Annotated in this window: 14 protein-coding genes; all 14 read left to right on the forward strand. The window is 60.8% G+C overall.

What is annotated here, in order from left to right; genetic code table 11:
- The first annotated feature begins 163 nt into the window (after positions 1–163).
- On the forward strand, positions 164–1,789 hold the full coding sequence (locus L6966_RS10545; protein ID WP_237224083.1) for an ABC transporter ATP-binding protein: 1,626 nt from the start codon (positions 164–166) through the stop codon (positions 1,787–1,789).
- Positions 1,786–3,090, forward strand: coding sequence for an ABC transporter permease (locus tag L6966_RS10550; RefSeq protein WP_372237709.1), 1,305 nt, complete (start codon positions 1,786–1,788; stop codon positions 3,088–3,090). Before L6966_RS10545 ends, L6966_RS10550 begins: the two co-directional genes overlap by 4 nt.
- Positions 3,091–3,092: 2 nt before the next feature.
- Positions 3,093–4,385: an ABC transporter permease gene (locus L6966_RS10555; RefSeq protein ID WP_237233348.1), complete on the forward strand. Its 1,293-nt coding sequence runs from the start codon at positions 3,093–3,095 to the stop codon at positions 4,383–4,385.
- A 279-nt stretch (positions 4,386–4,664) separates the two neighbouring features.
- Positions 4,665–5,072, forward strand: coding sequence for a cytidine deaminase (locus L6966_RS10560; RefSeq protein ID WP_237233349.1), 408 nt, complete (start codon positions 4,665–4,667; stop codon positions 5,070–5,072).
- Positions 5,073–5,218: 146 nt separating this feature from the next.
- A complete protein-coding gene (locus tag L6966_RS10565; protein WP_237233350.1) occupies positions 5,219–6,517 on the forward strand; it encodes a thymidine phosphorylase in 1,299 nt (432 codons plus the stop codon).
- Between the two features lie 42 nt (positions 6,518–6,559).
- Entirely contained in the window at positions 6,560–8,503 is a 1,944-nt protein-coding gene (locus L6966_RS10570; protein ID WP_237233351.1) for a hypothetical protein, read from the forward strand.
- 81 nt (positions 8,504–8,584) lie between these two features.
- Entirely contained in the window at positions 8,585–9,775 is a 1,191-nt protein-coding gene (locus tag L6966_RS10575; protein WP_237233352.1) for an adenosine deaminase, read from the forward strand.
- A complete protein-coding gene (locus L6966_RS10580; RefSeq protein WP_237233353.1) occupies positions 9,772–10,461 on the forward strand; it encodes a MazG nucleotide pyrophosphohydrolase domain-containing protein in 690 nt (229 codons plus the stop codon). The genes L6966_RS10575 and L6966_RS10580 overlap by 4 nt, the downstream gene beginning before the upstream one ends.
- 276 nt (positions 10,462–10,737) lie before the next feature.
- On the forward strand, positions 10,738–12,018 hold the full coding sequence (gene eno / locus L6966_RS10585) for a phosphopyruvate hydratase (RefSeq protein ID WP_083093178.1): 1,281 nt from the start codon (positions 10,738–10,740) through the stop codon (positions 12,016–12,018).
- A 255-nt stretch (positions 12,019–12,273) separates the two neighbouring features.
- Entirely contained in the window at positions 12,274–12,441 is a 168-nt protein-coding gene (locus L6966_RS10590; protein WP_237233354.1) for a glycine zipper domain-containing protein, read from the forward strand.
- Positions 12,442–13,000: 559 nt separating this feature from the next.
- Positions 13,001–13,729, forward strand: coding sequence for an FtsB family cell division protein (locus L6966_RS10595; RefSeq protein ID WP_237233355.1), 729 nt, complete (start codon positions 13,001–13,003; stop codon positions 13,727–13,729).
- Positions 13,730–13,807: 78 nt separating this feature from the next.
- Positions 13,808–14,374, forward strand: coding sequence for a DUF501 domain-containing protein (locus tag L6966_RS10600; RefSeq protein WP_237224091.1), 567 nt, complete (start codon positions 13,808–13,810; stop codon positions 14,372–14,374).
- A gap of 62 nt (positions 14,375–14,436) precedes the next feature.
- Positions 14,437–15,393 carry a Ppx/GppA phosphatase family protein gene (locus L6966_RS10605; RefSeq protein WP_237233356.1) on the forward strand — a complete coding sequence of 319 codons (957 nt, stop codon included), beginning with the start codon at positions 14,437–14,439 and terminating at the stop codon, positions 15,391–15,393.
- Between the two features lie 9 nt (positions 15,394–15,402).
- On the forward strand, positions 15,403–15,751 hold a 349-nt coding region (locus L6966_RS10610), incomplete at its 3' end, for a S8 family serine peptidase (RefSeq protein WP_419721894.1).

Below are 15,751 nucleotides of genomic sequence, written 5' to 3' on the forward strand. Positions count from 1 at the left end.
CAGCGGCTCACACCACCTACCCGGTAGGGGTGTGAGCCGTTTGTGTGGGGAGTGATTCAAACCTAATGACCACATCCACCGGCTAAACTGGGCACAAACACACCCGTAGACCGCGCACACAAGCGGCGGGCTGCACGTCGGTTCTCTCACAGAAAGCCACCCCATGAAACTCGAACTGCGCAAGGTCACCAAACGCTTCGGTGACTTTACCGCGAACGACAGCATTGACCTGACGGTCAATCCCGGTACAGTGCACTGCCTGCTGGGTGAGAACGGCGCGGGTAAGTCCACGCTGATGAACGTCATCTTTGGCCTCTACCAGCCCACCGAAGGCCAGCTTCTCATCGACGACCAGCCGGTCGAGTTCTCGGGCCCCTCAGATGCCATGGCCGCCGGTATCGGCATGGTGCACCAGCACTTCATGCTCGTCCCCGTTTTCACCGTAGCCGAGAACGTAGCGCTGGGCTCAGAGTCAGTGAAGGGCGGCACCCTGGATCTCGAAACCACCCGCCAGAAGATTCGCGAGATTTCTGACCGCTACGGCTTTGCCGTTGACCCGGACGCCGTGGTCGAGACCCTGCCCGTGGGTGTGCAGCAGCGTGTAGAGATTATCAAGGCCCTGGTGCGCGACGCCGAAATCTTGATTCTAGACGAGCCTACCGCCGTGCTCACCCCCGCCGAAACAGACCAGCTACTGGGCATCATGGACCAGCTGCGCAAGGACGGTAAATCCCTGCTCTTTATCTCCCACAAGCTCCGCGAGGTGCGAGAAATCTCTGACGATATCACCGTTATCCGCCGGGGCAAGGTCGTGGGCCACGCAGACCCGTCTATGTCTACCACCGAACTGGCCTCCATGATGGTCGGCAAGGCTGTATCCCTCACCGTCGAGAAGACTGCCGCCCGCACCAACGATAAATCCTTTGCGGTCACTGACCTCACCCTGGTTGCTGGCAATGGTGTACCCCTTCTCAAGGGTGTTTCCTTCACCGTGCAGGGTGGCGAAATCCTGGCCATAGCCGGCGTGCAGGGCAACGGTCAGACCGAACTGGCTGAATCCATCATCGGCTTGCACCCCAACGCCACCGGCTCCCTCTCTCTCAACGGCAAGGAACTCCTTGGGCTGAGTACCAAGCAGGTACTGCGCGCAGGCGTGGGTTTTGTACCCGAAGACCGTAGCAAGGACGGCCTAATCAACTCCTTCTCCATCTCGGAGAACCTGATTCTTGACCTCTTCGACACCAGGGATTTCTCTTCTGCCGGAACCCTCAACCGTGCAAAAATTGCGGAGAACGCAGACCGTGCGGGAACCGAGTTCGACATCCGAATGGGCTCCAAGGAGCACACTGCCTCCACCCTGTCTGGCGGCAACCAGCAGAAAATTGTGGTCGCCCGCGAACTCTCCCGCCCCCTCGAACTCTTCGTCGCCTCCCAGCCCACCCGCGGTGTAGATGTCGGCTCTGTTGAGTTCATCCACAAACGCATCGTTGAAGAACGAGACAGGGGTGTACCCGTCATCATCGTCTCCACCGAACTCGATGAAGTCTACGGCCTGGCCGACCGTATAGCCGTATTCTTCCACGGTGAGCTGATGGGCATCGTCCCGCCTGACACTCCCCGCTCAGTGCTTGGCCAGATGATGGCCGGTGCCACCTACGAGGAAGCGCAGGCCGCTGCCGCCGAACACGAAGACACCGGTGCAGGTACGGACGCCCCTCCAACCGCCTCCCACGCCAAGCACATGGCCGAGACCCCCAAGGCCCCCTGGGCAGAAGGAGAAAAAGCGTGAGCGACAAGAAACCCGCAGCGCAGCAGGTAGACCCCGCCCTCGCTGCCGACAAGGCAGTAGCAACAACCCCGCCCACCGACGTCCCCTCACAGCTGGTCCCCACCGAAAAGCCCTCCACTTTCGCCCGCATCGCAGGCGGTAGTATCGGCCTTTCCATCGGTGCAGCCCTTGCCGCCTTCATCGTTGGCGGCCTGCTCATTGCGGTCACCGACCCCGCCACCCAAAAGGCCGCGTCCTACTTCTTTGCCCGCCCCACCGACACCCTCTCGGCGGGGTGGCAGGCAGCTACCGACGCCTATCTGGCCCTGCTTCAAGGCTCCATCTATAACCCCGCAGGGCGTAGCTTTACCCAGCAGATCCGCCCTCTCACCGAAACGCTGACCGTAGCCACCCCGCTCATCTTCGCGGGCCTGGGCGTGGCGCTCTCCTTCCGCGCCGGGCTCTTTAACATCGGTGCCCAGGGGCAGATTATTCTCGGTGCCATTATCTCCGGCTGGGTCGCGATCAACGCGGGCCTACCTGCGGCGCTCACCATCCCCCTGGTCGTCCTCGGCGGTATCGTGGGCGGCGCCATCTGGGGTGGCATCATCGGCGTGCTCAAAGCAAAAACCGGTGCGCACGAGGTCATCCTCTCCATCATGATGAACTACATTGCCGCCAACCTACTGGTCTACCTGCTCAAGAGCCCCGTCCTACAGCGCGCAGGTAGCTCCAACCCCATCTCCGAGCAGCTCCCCGAAACCGCGGTCTTTCCCGCCCTGCTCGGCCCCTCCTTCCGCCTGCACCTGGGCTTTCTCCTCGCCCTGGTAGCCGTGGCCTTCGTGGGCTGGCTCCTGAACCGCTCCACCATCGGCTTCCGCCTGCGCGCGGTCGGCGCTAACCCTCACGCCGCCCGCACAGCGGGCATCTCTGTGGCCTCCGGCTACATTATCGTCATGGCTATCTCCGGCGCCCTGGCTGGTCTGGCCGGTACCGCCCAGGTCGCAGGCACCGAGAAGGTGCTCACCACCGGCATCGCCGCCTCCCTGGGCTTTGATGCCATCACGGTAGCCCTCCTCGGCAGATCCAAGCCGCTGGGTACCCTCTTCGCCGCCATCCTCTTCGGTGCCTTCCGCGCAGGCGGCGTCACCATGCAGGTCAACACCGGTACCTCAATCGACATCGTGCTCGTACTGCAGGCGCTCATCGTCCTCTTCATTGCGGCACCTCCGCTGGTCCGATCCATCTTCCGGCTGCCCGACCCCACCGGCAAGCCCAAGCCTAAGAAAAAGAAGACCGCCAAGAAGGCAGTGGAGGCATAACCATGAGCGTCATCGCAATTCCCCAAACCACCGCCAGCGCCACTGACGAAAAGCTGGCCGTCAAAAACTGGAAGAACCCCGTCATCTACACGGTGTTGGGCCTGCTAGCCTCCCTGCTCATCGCCCTCCGCGCTCCTCAGAAAACCATCTCCCTGGGCATCGCCGACGGCGTCAGCTGGTTCCAGGCAGAACCCCTGCAGATTACCCCCCAGGTCTACGGCTGGGTGGCTACCATCGTCATGCTCGGTGTGGCAGGCTACGCCCTAGCCACCACCAAGGCCGGTAAACCCCTGGGCCGCTGGCTGGCACCCGTCTTCTGGCTGGCTTTCTCCACCGGTCTACTGGTCTGGGCCATTGGCTCCACCGCCAAGCCCGAGCTCTCCCTGGTCTCCCTGCTCAACGGAGCTGTGCTACTTTCTATCCCCATGATTTTTGGTTCCATGGGTGGTCTGCTCTGCGAACGCTCCGGTATCGTCAACATTGCCATCGAGGGCCAGCTACTCCTCGGCGCCTTTTCCGCTGCCCTGGTTGGCTCCATGACCGGCAGCCCCTGGGTCGGCCTGCTCGCAGCCATGGCAGGTGGCGTGATGGTCTCAGCCCTGCTGGCCCTCTTCTCCATCAAATATCTGGTCGACCAGGTCATTGTGGGCGTGGTGGTCAACGTACTGGTCTCGGGGCTCACCGGCTTCCTGTTCTCCCGCGTCCTAGAACCAAACGCCGCGACGCTCAACTCAGCGCCCCGCCTACCCTCTTTCGCTATACCCGGTCTCTCTGAGATTCCCGTGCTCGGGCCTGTGCTCTTCAACCAGTCCGTACTGGTCTACCTCATGTACCTTGTTGTGGCAGCTATCTGGTTCGCCCTCAATAAGACCCGCTGGGGCCTGCGCACCCGCGCCGTCGGCGAACACCCCAAGGCCGCTGATACCCTTGGCGTCAACGTCAACCGCCTGCGCGCCACCAACGTCCTCGCCGCCGGTGCAGTCTCAGGCATGGGTGGAGCCTTCTTCACCCTGGTCTCTGTCTCCTCCTTCAACTCCGACATGACCGCTGGGCAGGGCTATATTGCCCTTGCCGCTCTCATCTTCGGCCGCTGGACGCCCCTCGGAGCCCTCTCCGCCGCCCTGCTCTTCGGCTTCTCACTGAACCTACAGTTTGTGCTCTCCATCCTGGGTACCAGTGTTCCCACGGAGCTACTGGCCATGCTGCCCTACCTGGTCACCATCTTCGCGGTAGCTGGCCTGGTCGGGCGCTCTCGCGGCCCCGCCGCAGTAGGCACCCCCTACGTCAAGGAGTAGGTCCGGACGGAAACGTGGCCGCCTCACTTGCAAAGCAAGGGGCGGCCACAGCCGTCTTAAGGTTCGCGCGTATGGGGCGGAGATGGACGCCCCTTCGCCGACTAACCTTCTCAAGCTCGCCCTGGAGGGCTCGCTTGATTCATGTAGCCTCGCAGGCTCGGCTAATTCGCAGAGATTTCTGTTTCGCTTCGCGGAAAACCCTGCTCATCCCAGCCAGTCGGCTACCGGGGCGTCCACCTCCACCCCGTCCTTGCACAACATATACGAGGAAAGATACCAATGACTGCACAAGACATTGACTGGGACCAGCTCACCGCTGCCGCCACGGAGGCCCTAGCCCACTCCTACTCGCCCTACTCCCAGTACCCGGTTGGCGCTGCCGCCCTCACCGAGAGGGGCCGCCTCATCACCGGAGCCAACATTGAAAACGCCTCCTACGGGCTGACCCTGTGTGCCGAATGCTCCCTTATCTCCGAGCTCTTTCGCACCGGTGGCGGCCGCCTAGTCGCCTTCGCCTGCGTTGATGGGCAAGGTCAGGCCCTGATGCCCTGCGGCCGTTGCCGCCAGCTCCTCTACGAACACAGCGCCCCCGGTATGCTCCTTCGCTCCACCGGCGGCGTCCTCACCATCGAGCAGATGCTCCCCGACGCTTTTGGCCCCGAACGCCTCCCACCGAGCACCCGGTAACCTTTTCTGGTTCTTTCACCGCCTGCTGGCAGCCACCGAATGCGAATGCTCTGGTGGACTGGCATACTGGAAGATAGCGAGACCGTAATCAGCACATCACGGAGAGCCGTGGCGGCGCCGCCACCCGGACCAGGAAGGAAGGGCTCATGAACACTGAAGCTTTTGACGCTGTAGATATCATTCGCGCCAAACGCGACGGTGAAATCCTGACTGACAACCAGATTGACTGGGTTATTGATGCCTACACCCGGGGCGTTGTAGCAGACGAACAGATGAGCGCCCTGGCCATGGCTATCTTTTTGCAAGGCATGGGTAGAAAGGAAATCGCCCGCTGGACCGATGCCATGATTCGCTCGGGCGAGCGCATGGATTTCTCATCGATTATCGGTACCGGCAAGAAGCTGGCCACCGCCGATAAGCACTCCACCGGCGGTGTAGGCGATAAAATCACCCTGCCCCTAGCGCCCCTGGTCGCTGTCTACGGCGTTGCCGTTCCCCAGCTTTCAGGCCGTGGCCTGGGGCATACCGGTGGCACCTTAGATAAACTCGAAGCGATTCCCGGGTGGCAGGCCAATATCTCTAACGATAAAACCCTGCAGATTCTTGGCTCGGTGGGTGCCGTCATCTCAGCGGCTGGCTCCGGCCTGGCACCAGCGGATAAGAAGCTCTACGCCCTGCGCGATACCACCGCCACGGTCGAGGCCATCCCCCTGATTGCCTCATCAATTATGAGCAAGAAAATAGCCGAAGGTACCGGTTCCCTGGTGCTAGATGTCAAGGTCGGGTCGGGCGCCTTCATGAAGGACGTTGACCGCGCTCGCGAACTTGCCCAAGTGATGGTTGAGCTGGGGGAGGGGGCTGGAGTGAAGACCAGCGCCCTGCTGACCAATATGGATACCCCATTGGGCCTAGCCGTGGGTAACGCCAACGAGGTTGCCGAATCCGTTGAAGTGTTGGCCGGTGGCGGCCCCTCCGACATCGTAGAGCTCACCGTGGAACTGGCCCGCGTTATGCTGGCTAACTCCGGTGTGGAGGCCGACCCTGCCGAGGCTCTGGCGGACGGCCGGGCTATGGATCGCTGGCGCCAGATGATTTTGGCCCAGGGCGGTGACCCTGACGCGCCCCTACCGCAGCCGGCAGAGACGCACACCCTGGTGGCCGACGCAAGCGGAATCCTGACCCGCCTAGACGCGCTAGCGGTGGGCGTGGCGTCCTGGCGCTTGGGTGCAGGCCGCGCCCGTAAGGAGGATGCCGTTCAGCTGGCCGCTGGCGTTCAGATTCACGCCAAGCCCGGAGACACCGTCACCGAAGGTCAGCCCCTACTCACCCTGATGACCGACACCCCCGAGCGTTTTGACCGCGCCCTTGAATCTCTCAAGGGTGCATGGACTATCGGAGGGGACTACCACCCCACCGACCTGATTTTGGGCCGTATTAACGCCTAGTAAATATCACATCCCTCACCCTTCGTACGAAAAGAGAAAACAGTGGGTCTTTTTAGCCGCAAGAAAAATCAGCCCGAGCACCAAGCCTCCCCGGAGCGCAATACTCCCGCCTCTGAATCGAGCGCTACCGTGCATGAAGCCAGCCCGAAGGCCGCAGCTTCAACTCCTGCTTCTGCCCCAGCCTCTGCGACGCAGGTGCCCGCCGGTGAAGGCCTGCGTAGGATCGTTGAACTGATGCGTACCAAGTCTGAAGGCCAGGTCACCCTGAATCTGTCCCAGCAGGGTAACGACATGAACTTTGCTCTCTATCAGCAAGGTCAGCAGGTTGAGTCCGGTGTGGTAGCCCCGGGTACCGAATGGTTCGATGCCGTCGTTGCCCTCTACACAGAAGAGGAGAAGAGCGAACGTGGTGCCTGGGCCCGAGCCCAGGTGGTTGTTGACCCTGCTAGTGATTCTGACTCTGCGGTGCAGGCTTCGTTTATGGACGCTGAAACGAGCACCACCCATAACCTCAAGTACGGTCTTGACATGGGTGGGGCTGCGGCCTCTGGTGCGGAGCCCGGGCAGCAGGGCCTAGCCTCAGCCGAGGCTGAGGGGCAGGCGAGCGACGCTGTCACTGAGACCGCAGAAGCTGACGCCCAAGGCCAGCAGGGCGCAGACGAAGAGTTCAGCGGGGGCGCTCAGGGTGAGACCGCAGCGCAGGCAGAAGAGCGCATGAACCGTATTTCAGCCCGCCTGGCTCAGAGCGAAACCCCGCAGGCTGAGACAGCTGAGAGTGCTTTTGAGACCGCAGAGTCTCAGAACTCTGAACCTCAGAACTCTGAGACCCAGTACACCGGTACTCGGTACTCCGATGCCCAGCACTCTGATGCCCAGCCTTCGGGCATCCACCGGGGCGAGTACGTAGCCCAGCGTTTTGCTCGGCCTGTGGATACCACCGCAACGGCTGAGAGTGATCTCGCCGCAGCCGATGAGGGGCAGCCCCACCATGTTGGCACTGGTGAAGATGGTGCGCACGGGGTAGAAGAGAGCCCTGCCGATACTCCCGAGGCCGTTGAAAATAGTGAGGTGGCCGAGGCCACCGAGACATATGAGCCTGCTGGGACAGGCGAAACTGTTGAGACCGCCGAGGGCGTTGAAACGGTAGCGGCAACTGAGTACGCCCCCGTTGAAACTACCCCGGTTGACGATTCAGCCACCTACCGTGAGGGTGCTGTGACTGCTGAGCCAGCCACGAGCTACCCTGCAACTGCGGGTATGAGCGCTTACGGCGTGACCAACACCGACCTGATTGGTGGGAGCACAGAGGTTGAAGATACTGCGGTTGAAGGCACAGCGGAGCTACCTGACCACCTTGATGACAGTGAGTTCGAGGACGACCCAGCTCCCGCCGAAAGCGCCCCGGTGGTTGAAAGTAGCCACTCGGCGTCCTCACTGGATGCACCCATGACCGGCTCCAGCGTTGATGTTTCCCCCTCCTATTCCTCCCAGGAGCAGACCAAACCGTCCTCCACCCGCAAGGCTCCGGGTAACCTGGTGCTGACCGAGGCTGAGGTTGTCTCCCGGTTTGCCCCCGCCTATGAGGCTCTGTTTGGGGCGGAGGGGAGCGCCCGCGACGTCTCTACCGTGCTGATTCGTGTGCGCACCCTGGGTTCCTACTACGACGCTCTGACCCACGTGCGTCGTAATGGTTTTTGGGAGCAGGTGCGCACCTTCGAGCTCATCCCAGAAGAAACTCTGGGTGTGCTGCAGCTCAAGGCTGACTCCTACAAGGAGGGCTACGGCTCACCGCTGGCCATCAGCATCCGGTTTACCCCCGGAACCCCCGTTGATACCGACTTCAGCTACACCGATGAAGAAGCCTTCGTGCGCTACCCTGAGCACCTGCCGGCCCAGCAGTATGTGGAGGAGCTGCGCATGTTCCCCCGCACCGGCGAGCACATTCCAGCGCACATGAACGAGGCCCTGGCCTCCTGGAACTTCTAAGTCCTACCCGATTCACCGCCCCGGCTACCCGCCACAGATTCATCTGACGTGCGGAGCCGGGGCACCTTTTAAGGAAAGCCCATGCCCCTGACAGACACCGACTGGATTCAGAACCTCCCCAAGGTGTGCCTGCACGATCACCTGGACGGCGGTTTGCGCCCCGAAACCCTCATTGAACTGGCAGGCGGCGCGGGGCACGAGCTACCCACCACAGACCCGGTTGAGCTGGCTGGCTGGATTAGGGCCGCAGCTCACTCAGGCTCGCTGGCCCGCTATTTAGAAACCTTTGAACACACGGTGGCTGTCATGCAGACCGCTGCTAACCTGCGCCGGGTAGCCCGTGAGCACGTGTTGACCCTAGCTGCTGACGGGGTGATATACGGTGAGGTGCGCTGGGCGCCTGAACTGCACACCCGGCAGGGGCTGACCCTGGCTCAGGCTGTTGAGGCTGTGGCTGAGGGGCTCATGGACGGTATGGAAGAAATCGCCCGCGCCGGGGGCCGTATTCTGGTTAACCAGATTCTCTGCGCTATGCGCCAGAACCAGAACTCGCGCAGGGTCGTTGCGGCCGCCCTAAACTACCGGGCCCTGGGGGTGGTGGGGTTCGACCTGGCCGGGCCCGAGGATGGTTACCCCGCAGCTGATCACGCTAAGGCACTTGATTTGGCGGCAGCGAACTTTCTTCCGGTCACCCTGCACGCGGGTGAGGCTCACGGGCTGGCCTCAATCCGTGAGGCGCTGGTTGTGGGGCGGGCGCAACGGCTGGGCCACGGTGTGCGCATCACCGAAGATATCACGGCCCGCACCGTAGCTGAGCTTGACCCAGCCGGTGACTTGCTACCGGGGGCCGACCGTGACCAGACTGTGCTGCAGCTGGGCGAGGTAGCCGAGCACATCAAAAACCGCCGTGTCACTCTGGAGACCTGCCCCTGCTCCAACCTGCAGACAGGAGCAGCGCAGAAGGCTAAGCACGTGGGGGCAGGCCTGCCTTTTGAACCTGCCCGAACCGTGGCGGAACACCCGGTTGCCCTTCTGTTACGTGCCGGTTTCGCTGTGACCGTCAACCCCGATAACCGGTTGATGAGCTCCACCAGTATGACCCACGAGTTTACCGAGCTGGCTGAACATCAGGGTTTCGGCCCGGCTGACTTTTTCGAGCTAACGCTCAACGCTGTTAACGGGGCCTTCTGCTCCTTTGACGAGAAGCAGGCACTGGCCCAGAGCGTCCAGGTGGCCTATGCGCAACTAGGAGTTCAGGAGGGCAGTGCATGAGAGAGGGGCAGGAATCGCAGAAGCAGAACGGGGCGGGAGTCGGAGCCGATTTTGAGCGCCTGCTGGAACTCATGGGCACCTTACGCAACCCTGGCGGTTGCACCTGGACGGCCACCCAGACGCACGAAAGTATCATGCACTACCTGGTGGAAGAGACCTACGAGGTGGTTGAAGCTGTGGAGGCACCCGGGGGAGCGGACCTAGCCCTGCTCCGAGAAGAGCTGGGCGATGTCTTGCTGAACCTTATCTTCCACGCGCAGATAGCCTCAGAGCTACCCGCCAATCAGGGCGGTTTTAGTATGCGTGATGTAGTCAACGGCCTGGTCGATAAACTCATCCGCCGTAACCCCCACGTATTCGGTGACGGGCAGGCGGTGGAGAGTAGCAACATGACAGCGCAGCAGATTTACGAGGCCTGGGATGAGCTGAAAAAGTCCGAGAAACCCGAGCGCACCAGCCCGCTGGACGGTATCCCACCCGGCCTGCCAGCGCTTGCAGCCGCCTCAAAAACCCAAGAAAAACTCGAGAAGGTGGGGCGAGGCGTCCCGCCTGATGGCCTGCTACCTGAGTTTGCGACCGAAGAAGACCTGGGAGCCTACCTGTACGCTCTGGTGGGGCAGGCTCGGGCTGCTGGCCTCGACCCCGAGCGGGCTCTGCGAGGGTTCCTTCGGCGTATTGAGGCATAGGGCGGAGTACTTGCTCGGGCTTGCCAGGGAGTTTGACCGTGCCGGTGGCACTCCGAACTGTAGCCGCCCTCATAGGGTCGGTACGACCCTTGCTGCTGTGAGCCAACGCAGGGGGTGCGACGCAGAAGAAAACCGTGGGAAATATTGAATTCCTGTGTGCTTATGTGGGTTTTTTGGTAGAATGAAAGCATAAATGCGCCGGGTTGCTTGCCCTGTGAGCACTCGCTCAGCGCCATACAGCCATCTTCATTTTCTTATCCTCCAAGGAGCATATTCATGGCTTTGATAACCGCAGTTCACGCCCGTCAGATTCTTGACTCACGCGGCAACCCCACCGTTGAGGTAGAGGTCCTGCTCGAAGACGGCGCCTTTGGCCGCGCAGCAGTTCCCTCAGGCGCATCCACCGGTGAATGGGAGGCTGTAGAGCGTCGCGACGGCGACAAGGCTGTCTACCTGGGCAAGGGCGTTTTGGGCGCCGTTTCAGCCGTCATCGACGAGATCGCTGAAGAAGTGATTGGCATTGACGCTACCGACCAGCGCGCAGTTGACGCAGCCATGATTGCTCTGGATGGCACCAATAACAAGGGCAAGCTGGGCGCAAACGCTATCCTGGGTGTCTCCATGGCCGTTGCCAAGGCCGCCGCAGAGTCAAGCGATTTGCCCCTCTACAAGTACCTGGGCGGCCCCAACGCTCACGTGCTACCCGTTCCCATGATGAACATCCTCAACGGTGGCTCACACGCTGACTCCAACGTTGACATCCAGGAATTCATGATCGCCCCCATCGGCTTCGACACCTTCTCCGCTGCTCTGCAGGCTGGTGTTGAGGTTTACCACGCTCTCAAGAGTGTTCTGCACGACCGTGGCCTGTCTACCGGTCTGGGCGACGAGGGTGGCTTCGCTCCCAACCTCGACTCCAACGCTGCAGCTCTTGACCTGATCATCGAGGCCATCGAGAAGGCCGGCTACAAGCCCGGTGAAGAAATCGCCCTAGCTCTGGACGTCGCTTCTTCCGAGTTCTACAAGGACGGCGCCTACGACTTTGAAGGTCAGAAGAAGTCCGCAGCTGAAATGTCTGCCTACTACGCTGACCTGGTTGCCAAGTACCCCCTCGTTTCCATCGAGGATCCCCTGGATGAGAACGACTGGGACGGCTACAAGACCCTCACCGCCGAAATCGGCGACAAGGTTCAGATTGTTGGCGACGACCTCTTCGTGACCAACCCCGAGCGTCTGGCTCAGGGTATCGAGGGTGGCGCTGCTAACGCCCTGCTTGTGAAGGTAAACCAGATTGGTTCACTGACCGAGACCTTCGACGCCATGAGTATGGCTCAGCGCAACGAATACCGTTGCATGGTTTCACACCGTTCAGGTGAGACCGAGGACGTCACCATCGCTGACCTGGCTGTTGCTACCAACGCTGGCCAGATTAAGACCGGTGCCCCCGCCCGCTCCGAGCGCGTTGCTAAGTACAACCAGCTGCTGCGCATTGAAGAAGAGCTCGGTGAGCAGGCTGTTTACGCTGGCAAGGGTGCCTTTCCCCGCTTCGCGCGCTAGGGCCTCTCTATAGCGGATTCTAGAGCCGGTGGACGGTAGCCCCGTCCACCGGTTCTTGTTGTGCTACGGCTTTTAAAGACACCTTACTCATTGAAGAACAGTTAGGGAGCACTCAAAGGGGGCTTGTGAAGAACCTGGTTGATGTAGCCTCTACGCGTCACCTGAAGAAATATGAGGACGGAGCAAAAAATAGCCTTGACCTGCATGTTCGCTTCGCGTAATTTGTTTTGTAAGTCACACTACAAGGAGGGCGCTATGAAGAACAAGGGTAGCCTGATGGGTCTATGTATCGCCTTAGGTATAGGCATCGGCGTTGCGTTTGGCGTTGCTATGAACAATATTGGTGCAGGAATCGCCCTCGGGGTTCCCATCGGCGTCATTTTTGCTATAGCCTTCGGGGTTTTTAAAAACGAACACAAGTAAGTTCGGTAAGAATAATCTTATGAAAGGTCGTTCAGAACTATGTCAGTCTTCAAGCTGGATGAAAATATTCGCGTTGCGGGCAAATGACTCAAGGTATCCAGCAAAGCCACAATTCTGCGGCACCTCGTAAAAATCCATCTTGATGATGAACTTGTCTACGAGGAGAAAAAGGGGTTCCCGTTTGAACTAGAAGAGAACCTCTCAGGCCTCCAAGGTGTTACCGTCAGAATGAAAGCGGGGGCCTGGGGTGACTTTGAGCTCGAAATCCTCGAAAACGCCCCAAGCATTCAAAGTATTTACCGAGCCAAGGGCTAGAGCCTGCTTATCGAATGTGCCACTTTTTGCCGAAAGTGCCGCCTAGAGTGGCACACTCGGCAAAAAGTGGCGCATTCGCCCTGTGTAGGTGGTTCACGCCGGTGCAGTCAGATTGGTTACGAGGGTGTGCTGCGAGGTCGTTGCCAGAGCTCAGTAAGGAACTTCAAAGACCCACTGTGGGTAAGCCCCTGTAGCTACCGTTATAGACTAGGGGAGAGCACAACAGGTAGACCACGGGGAGACCATGACGCCGAGCACTCCAGGCAAACAGCAGAACACTCCGGGCCAGCACAAGCCCAACCCCATCGCCGCTTACTTCGGCTTTGGGGTGGGTAAGCCGAAGCCCACCCCCGTCCGCGAGCTCAAGAAAACCGCCGGGCGCAGAAAACCAAAAGCAGCCGCCCGCTCAGCGAAGAGCCCCAACAAGTTCACTCCAGCCGAACAGCAACTTGATCAGCCGGTAGCTGCACACTCTTTCTCGGGGCATTTCATCACTTTCGCTATCGTGCTGGTCATCGTCGCGCTGACGGTCTACACCCCGCTTACCTCTTTTATCCGCCAGCACAATGAAATTAAAACAACCCAAGAGTCCATAGCTGCCCTACAGGCCGAACAGGACTCCCTGAACGCTCAAATCAGCTGGTGGCAGGACGATAACTACGTTAAACAACAGGCCCGAAGCCGCCTCTTCTACGTGCAACCGGGAGAGACCCCCTACCTGGTGGTGGGGCTCGACTCTGCAAGCGGCCTAGCTGACGGTACCTCCGCGGCAGCTAAAACCGCCCCCGAAGATGCCTGGACCACCAAACTTTGGGGCTCCCTGCAGCTAGCTGCCGACGACACCTCGACCAGCCCAGCGGCCAGCTCAGATCCCAGCCCCGCGGCCAGCGAACCAGCAGCCACGGCCCCCGCAGAGACGGTGAACCCTGCAAGCTCCGGTGGTTCTGCCACTCCAACTCCCTCCGCACGCTGACAGCCCCCGCCCAACCCTGCAACCGGTAAACTAAAACAAGACTTCACCGACAGAACACCCTGCCCCACAAAGGACCCTATGAGCACCCACACCCCTCACGGCTTTGGCGTGACCGCCGAGACTCTCACCCCTACCGAGCAGGACGTGCGTGTGCTTTCAGCCCAGCTGGGCCGTGCAGTGCGCGACGTCGTTGAAATACCTGCCCGCTGTATCTGCGGCAACCCTCTTGTCGCTGCAACTGCACCGCGCCTTACGGGAGGCTCGCCCTTCCCCACCACCTTCTACCTGGCCCACCCCGTCATCACCGCCGCAGCATCACGGCTCGAAGCTGAGGGACTCATGTATGAGATGACCGACGAAGTCTCAGATAACGAAGAGAAGGCGGCCGCCTACGCCGCAGCCCACGAGAACTACCTGGCCGAGCGTGAACGCATCCGTGTTAAGGCTGGCCTGGCTGAAGTCCCCGAAATTGAGGGTGTCTCAGCTGGTGGCATGCCCACCCGCGTCAAGTGCCTGCACGCCGTGCTCGGCCACACCCTGGCCGTAGGCCGCGGCATCAACCCCTACGGGGACCAGACCCTTGACCTGATCGCTCAGTGGTGGACCCCTGAAACTTGCCACTGCGACCCCACCTGGCGCGACTAAGCCGCCCACCGGCGTCCTGCCCACAGCCCACAACCGTACTCAAACCCCCCGGAGGTAAGCCCATGCGCGTTGGCGCCATCGACTGCGGAACCAATTCAATTCGCCTGCTCATCGCAGATGTTCAGGCCACCGCGACCGGCCCTGCTCTCATTGACCGCGAACGCCACATGAAGATTGTGCGCCTGGGTAAGGGCGTGGACGCGACCGGCTGGCTAGCCAAAGAATCCCTGGAACGCACGTTCGCCGCCACCCGTGACTACGCGCAGTTACTTGACGAATACGGGGTGACGGACGTGCGATTTGCGGCAACCAGCGCCACCCGCGATGCGGGCAACCGCCAGATTTTCATAGACGGCATTCGCAACATTCTAGGGGTGGAACCCGAGGTAATCACAGGGCATGAAGAAGCTGAACTTTCGTTCGCGGGAGCAGTGTCATCGGTAGGTAATACTGACGAGATGACCCTGGTGATTGACCTGGGCGGTGGCTCCACCGAATTTGTGTTGGGAAACAAGGACGGCGTTGCCGCAGCTCGTTCGGTTGATATCGGGTGTGTGCGTATGACCGAGCGTCACATTAGCTCTGACCCCGCCAACGTCACCCAGGTGTCCCGTGTTATCGCTGACACCGACCGGGCTATTGCAACCGCCCTGGGCTCCGTTGATTTAGCCGCTGCCCGCCGCGTGGTCGGTGTAGCGGGCACTGTTACCACGGTAGCTGCGCACGCCCTCGGCCTTAACTCCTATGACCCTGAGAAAATTGACCGGTCCGAGATTTCTATCAAAGACATCTCTCGTGCAGCCGCAGACATGGTATCGATGACAGGCAACCAGCGTGCAGCCCTGCCCTACATGCACGAGGGGCGCGTTGATATTATTCCCGCCGGCTCCGTGGTTTGGGCCCGCATCTGTGAGCGGATTTCGGCCCTGACCGGGGGAACGGTGACTACCGCCATTGCATCAGAAAAGGACATACTGGACGGGCTGGCCCTCTCCGTCGCCGAACGTACCACCCGCTAGGAGAGGCCCATGCTGCACCAGCGCCCCCACATCGGTCTTGCCCTGTTCAGTGCCACCCTAGTTCTGGTGAGCGGGGTAGTGGCACAGCTACCGGCGCAGGCCGTCACCGAAAGCCCTACGCCCTCCGCGCTCCCATCTATCCCTACCATTGACACCCCTCGGGGCGATTCGATTCGCGCCCGCCAGTACTGGCTCACCCAGTACGGCATCATCGACCTGTGGGAGCAGTCCACCGGCAAGGGGGTAACCGTGGCTGTTATTGATACCGGCGTGGACGGCACCCACCAAGACCTGGAAAATAATGTGGTGGCGGGGTACGACGCTTCGACCGGCACCACCGCATCAAAGGGGTGGGAGG

The sequence above is a fragment of the Rothia nasisuis genome, assembly GCF_928381405.1.
GTDB lineage: Bacteria > Actinomycetota > Actinomycetes > Actinomycetales > Micrococcaceae > Rothia > Rothia nasisuis.

Excerpts from the sequence above, each read along its gene's own strand:
- L6966_RS10545 (WP_237224083.1), top strand. The coding sequence starts at position 164 with ATGAAACTCGAACTGCGCAAGGTCACCAAACGCTTCGGTGACTTTACC.
- L6966_RS10555 (WP_237233348.1), top strand. The coding sequence starts at position 3,093 with ATGAGCGTCATCGCAATTCCCCAAACCACCGCCAGCGCCACTGACGAA.
- L6966_RS10560 (WP_237233349.1), top strand. The coding sequence starts at position 4,665 with ATGACTGCACAAGACATTGACTGGGACCAGCTCACCGCTGCCGCCACG.
- L6966_RS10565 (WP_237233350.1), top strand. The coding sequence starts at position 5,219 with ATGAACACTGAAGCTTTTGACGCTGTAGATATCATTCGCGCCAAACGC.
- L6966_RS10575 (WP_237233352.1), top strand. The coding sequence starts at position 8,585 with ATGCCCCTGACAGACACCGACTGGATTCAGAACCTCCCCAAGGTGTGC.
- L6966_RS10580 (WP_237233353.1), top strand. The coding sequence starts at position 9,772 with ATGAGAGAGGGGCAGGAATCGCAGAAGCAGAACGGGGCGGGAGTCGGA.
- eno (WP_083093178.1), top strand. The coding sequence starts at position 10,738 with ATGGCTTTGATAACCGCAGTTCACGCCCGTCAGATTCTTGACTCACGC.
- L6966_RS10590 (WP_237233354.1), top strand. The coding sequence starts at position 12,274 with ATGAAGAACAAGGGTAGCCTGATGGGTCTATGTATCGCCTTAGGTATA.
- L6966_RS10595 (WP_237233355.1), top strand. The coding sequence starts at position 13,001 with ATGACGCCGAGCACTCCAGGCAAACAGCAGAACACTCCGGGCCAGCAC.
- L6966_RS10600 (WP_237224091.1), top strand. The coding sequence starts at position 13,808 with ATGAGCACCCACACCCCTCACGGCTTTGGCGTGACCGCCGAGACTCTC.
- L6966_RS10605 (WP_237233356.1), top strand. The coding sequence starts at position 14,437 with ATGCGCGTTGGCGCCATCGACTGCGGAACCAATTCAATTCGCCTGCTC.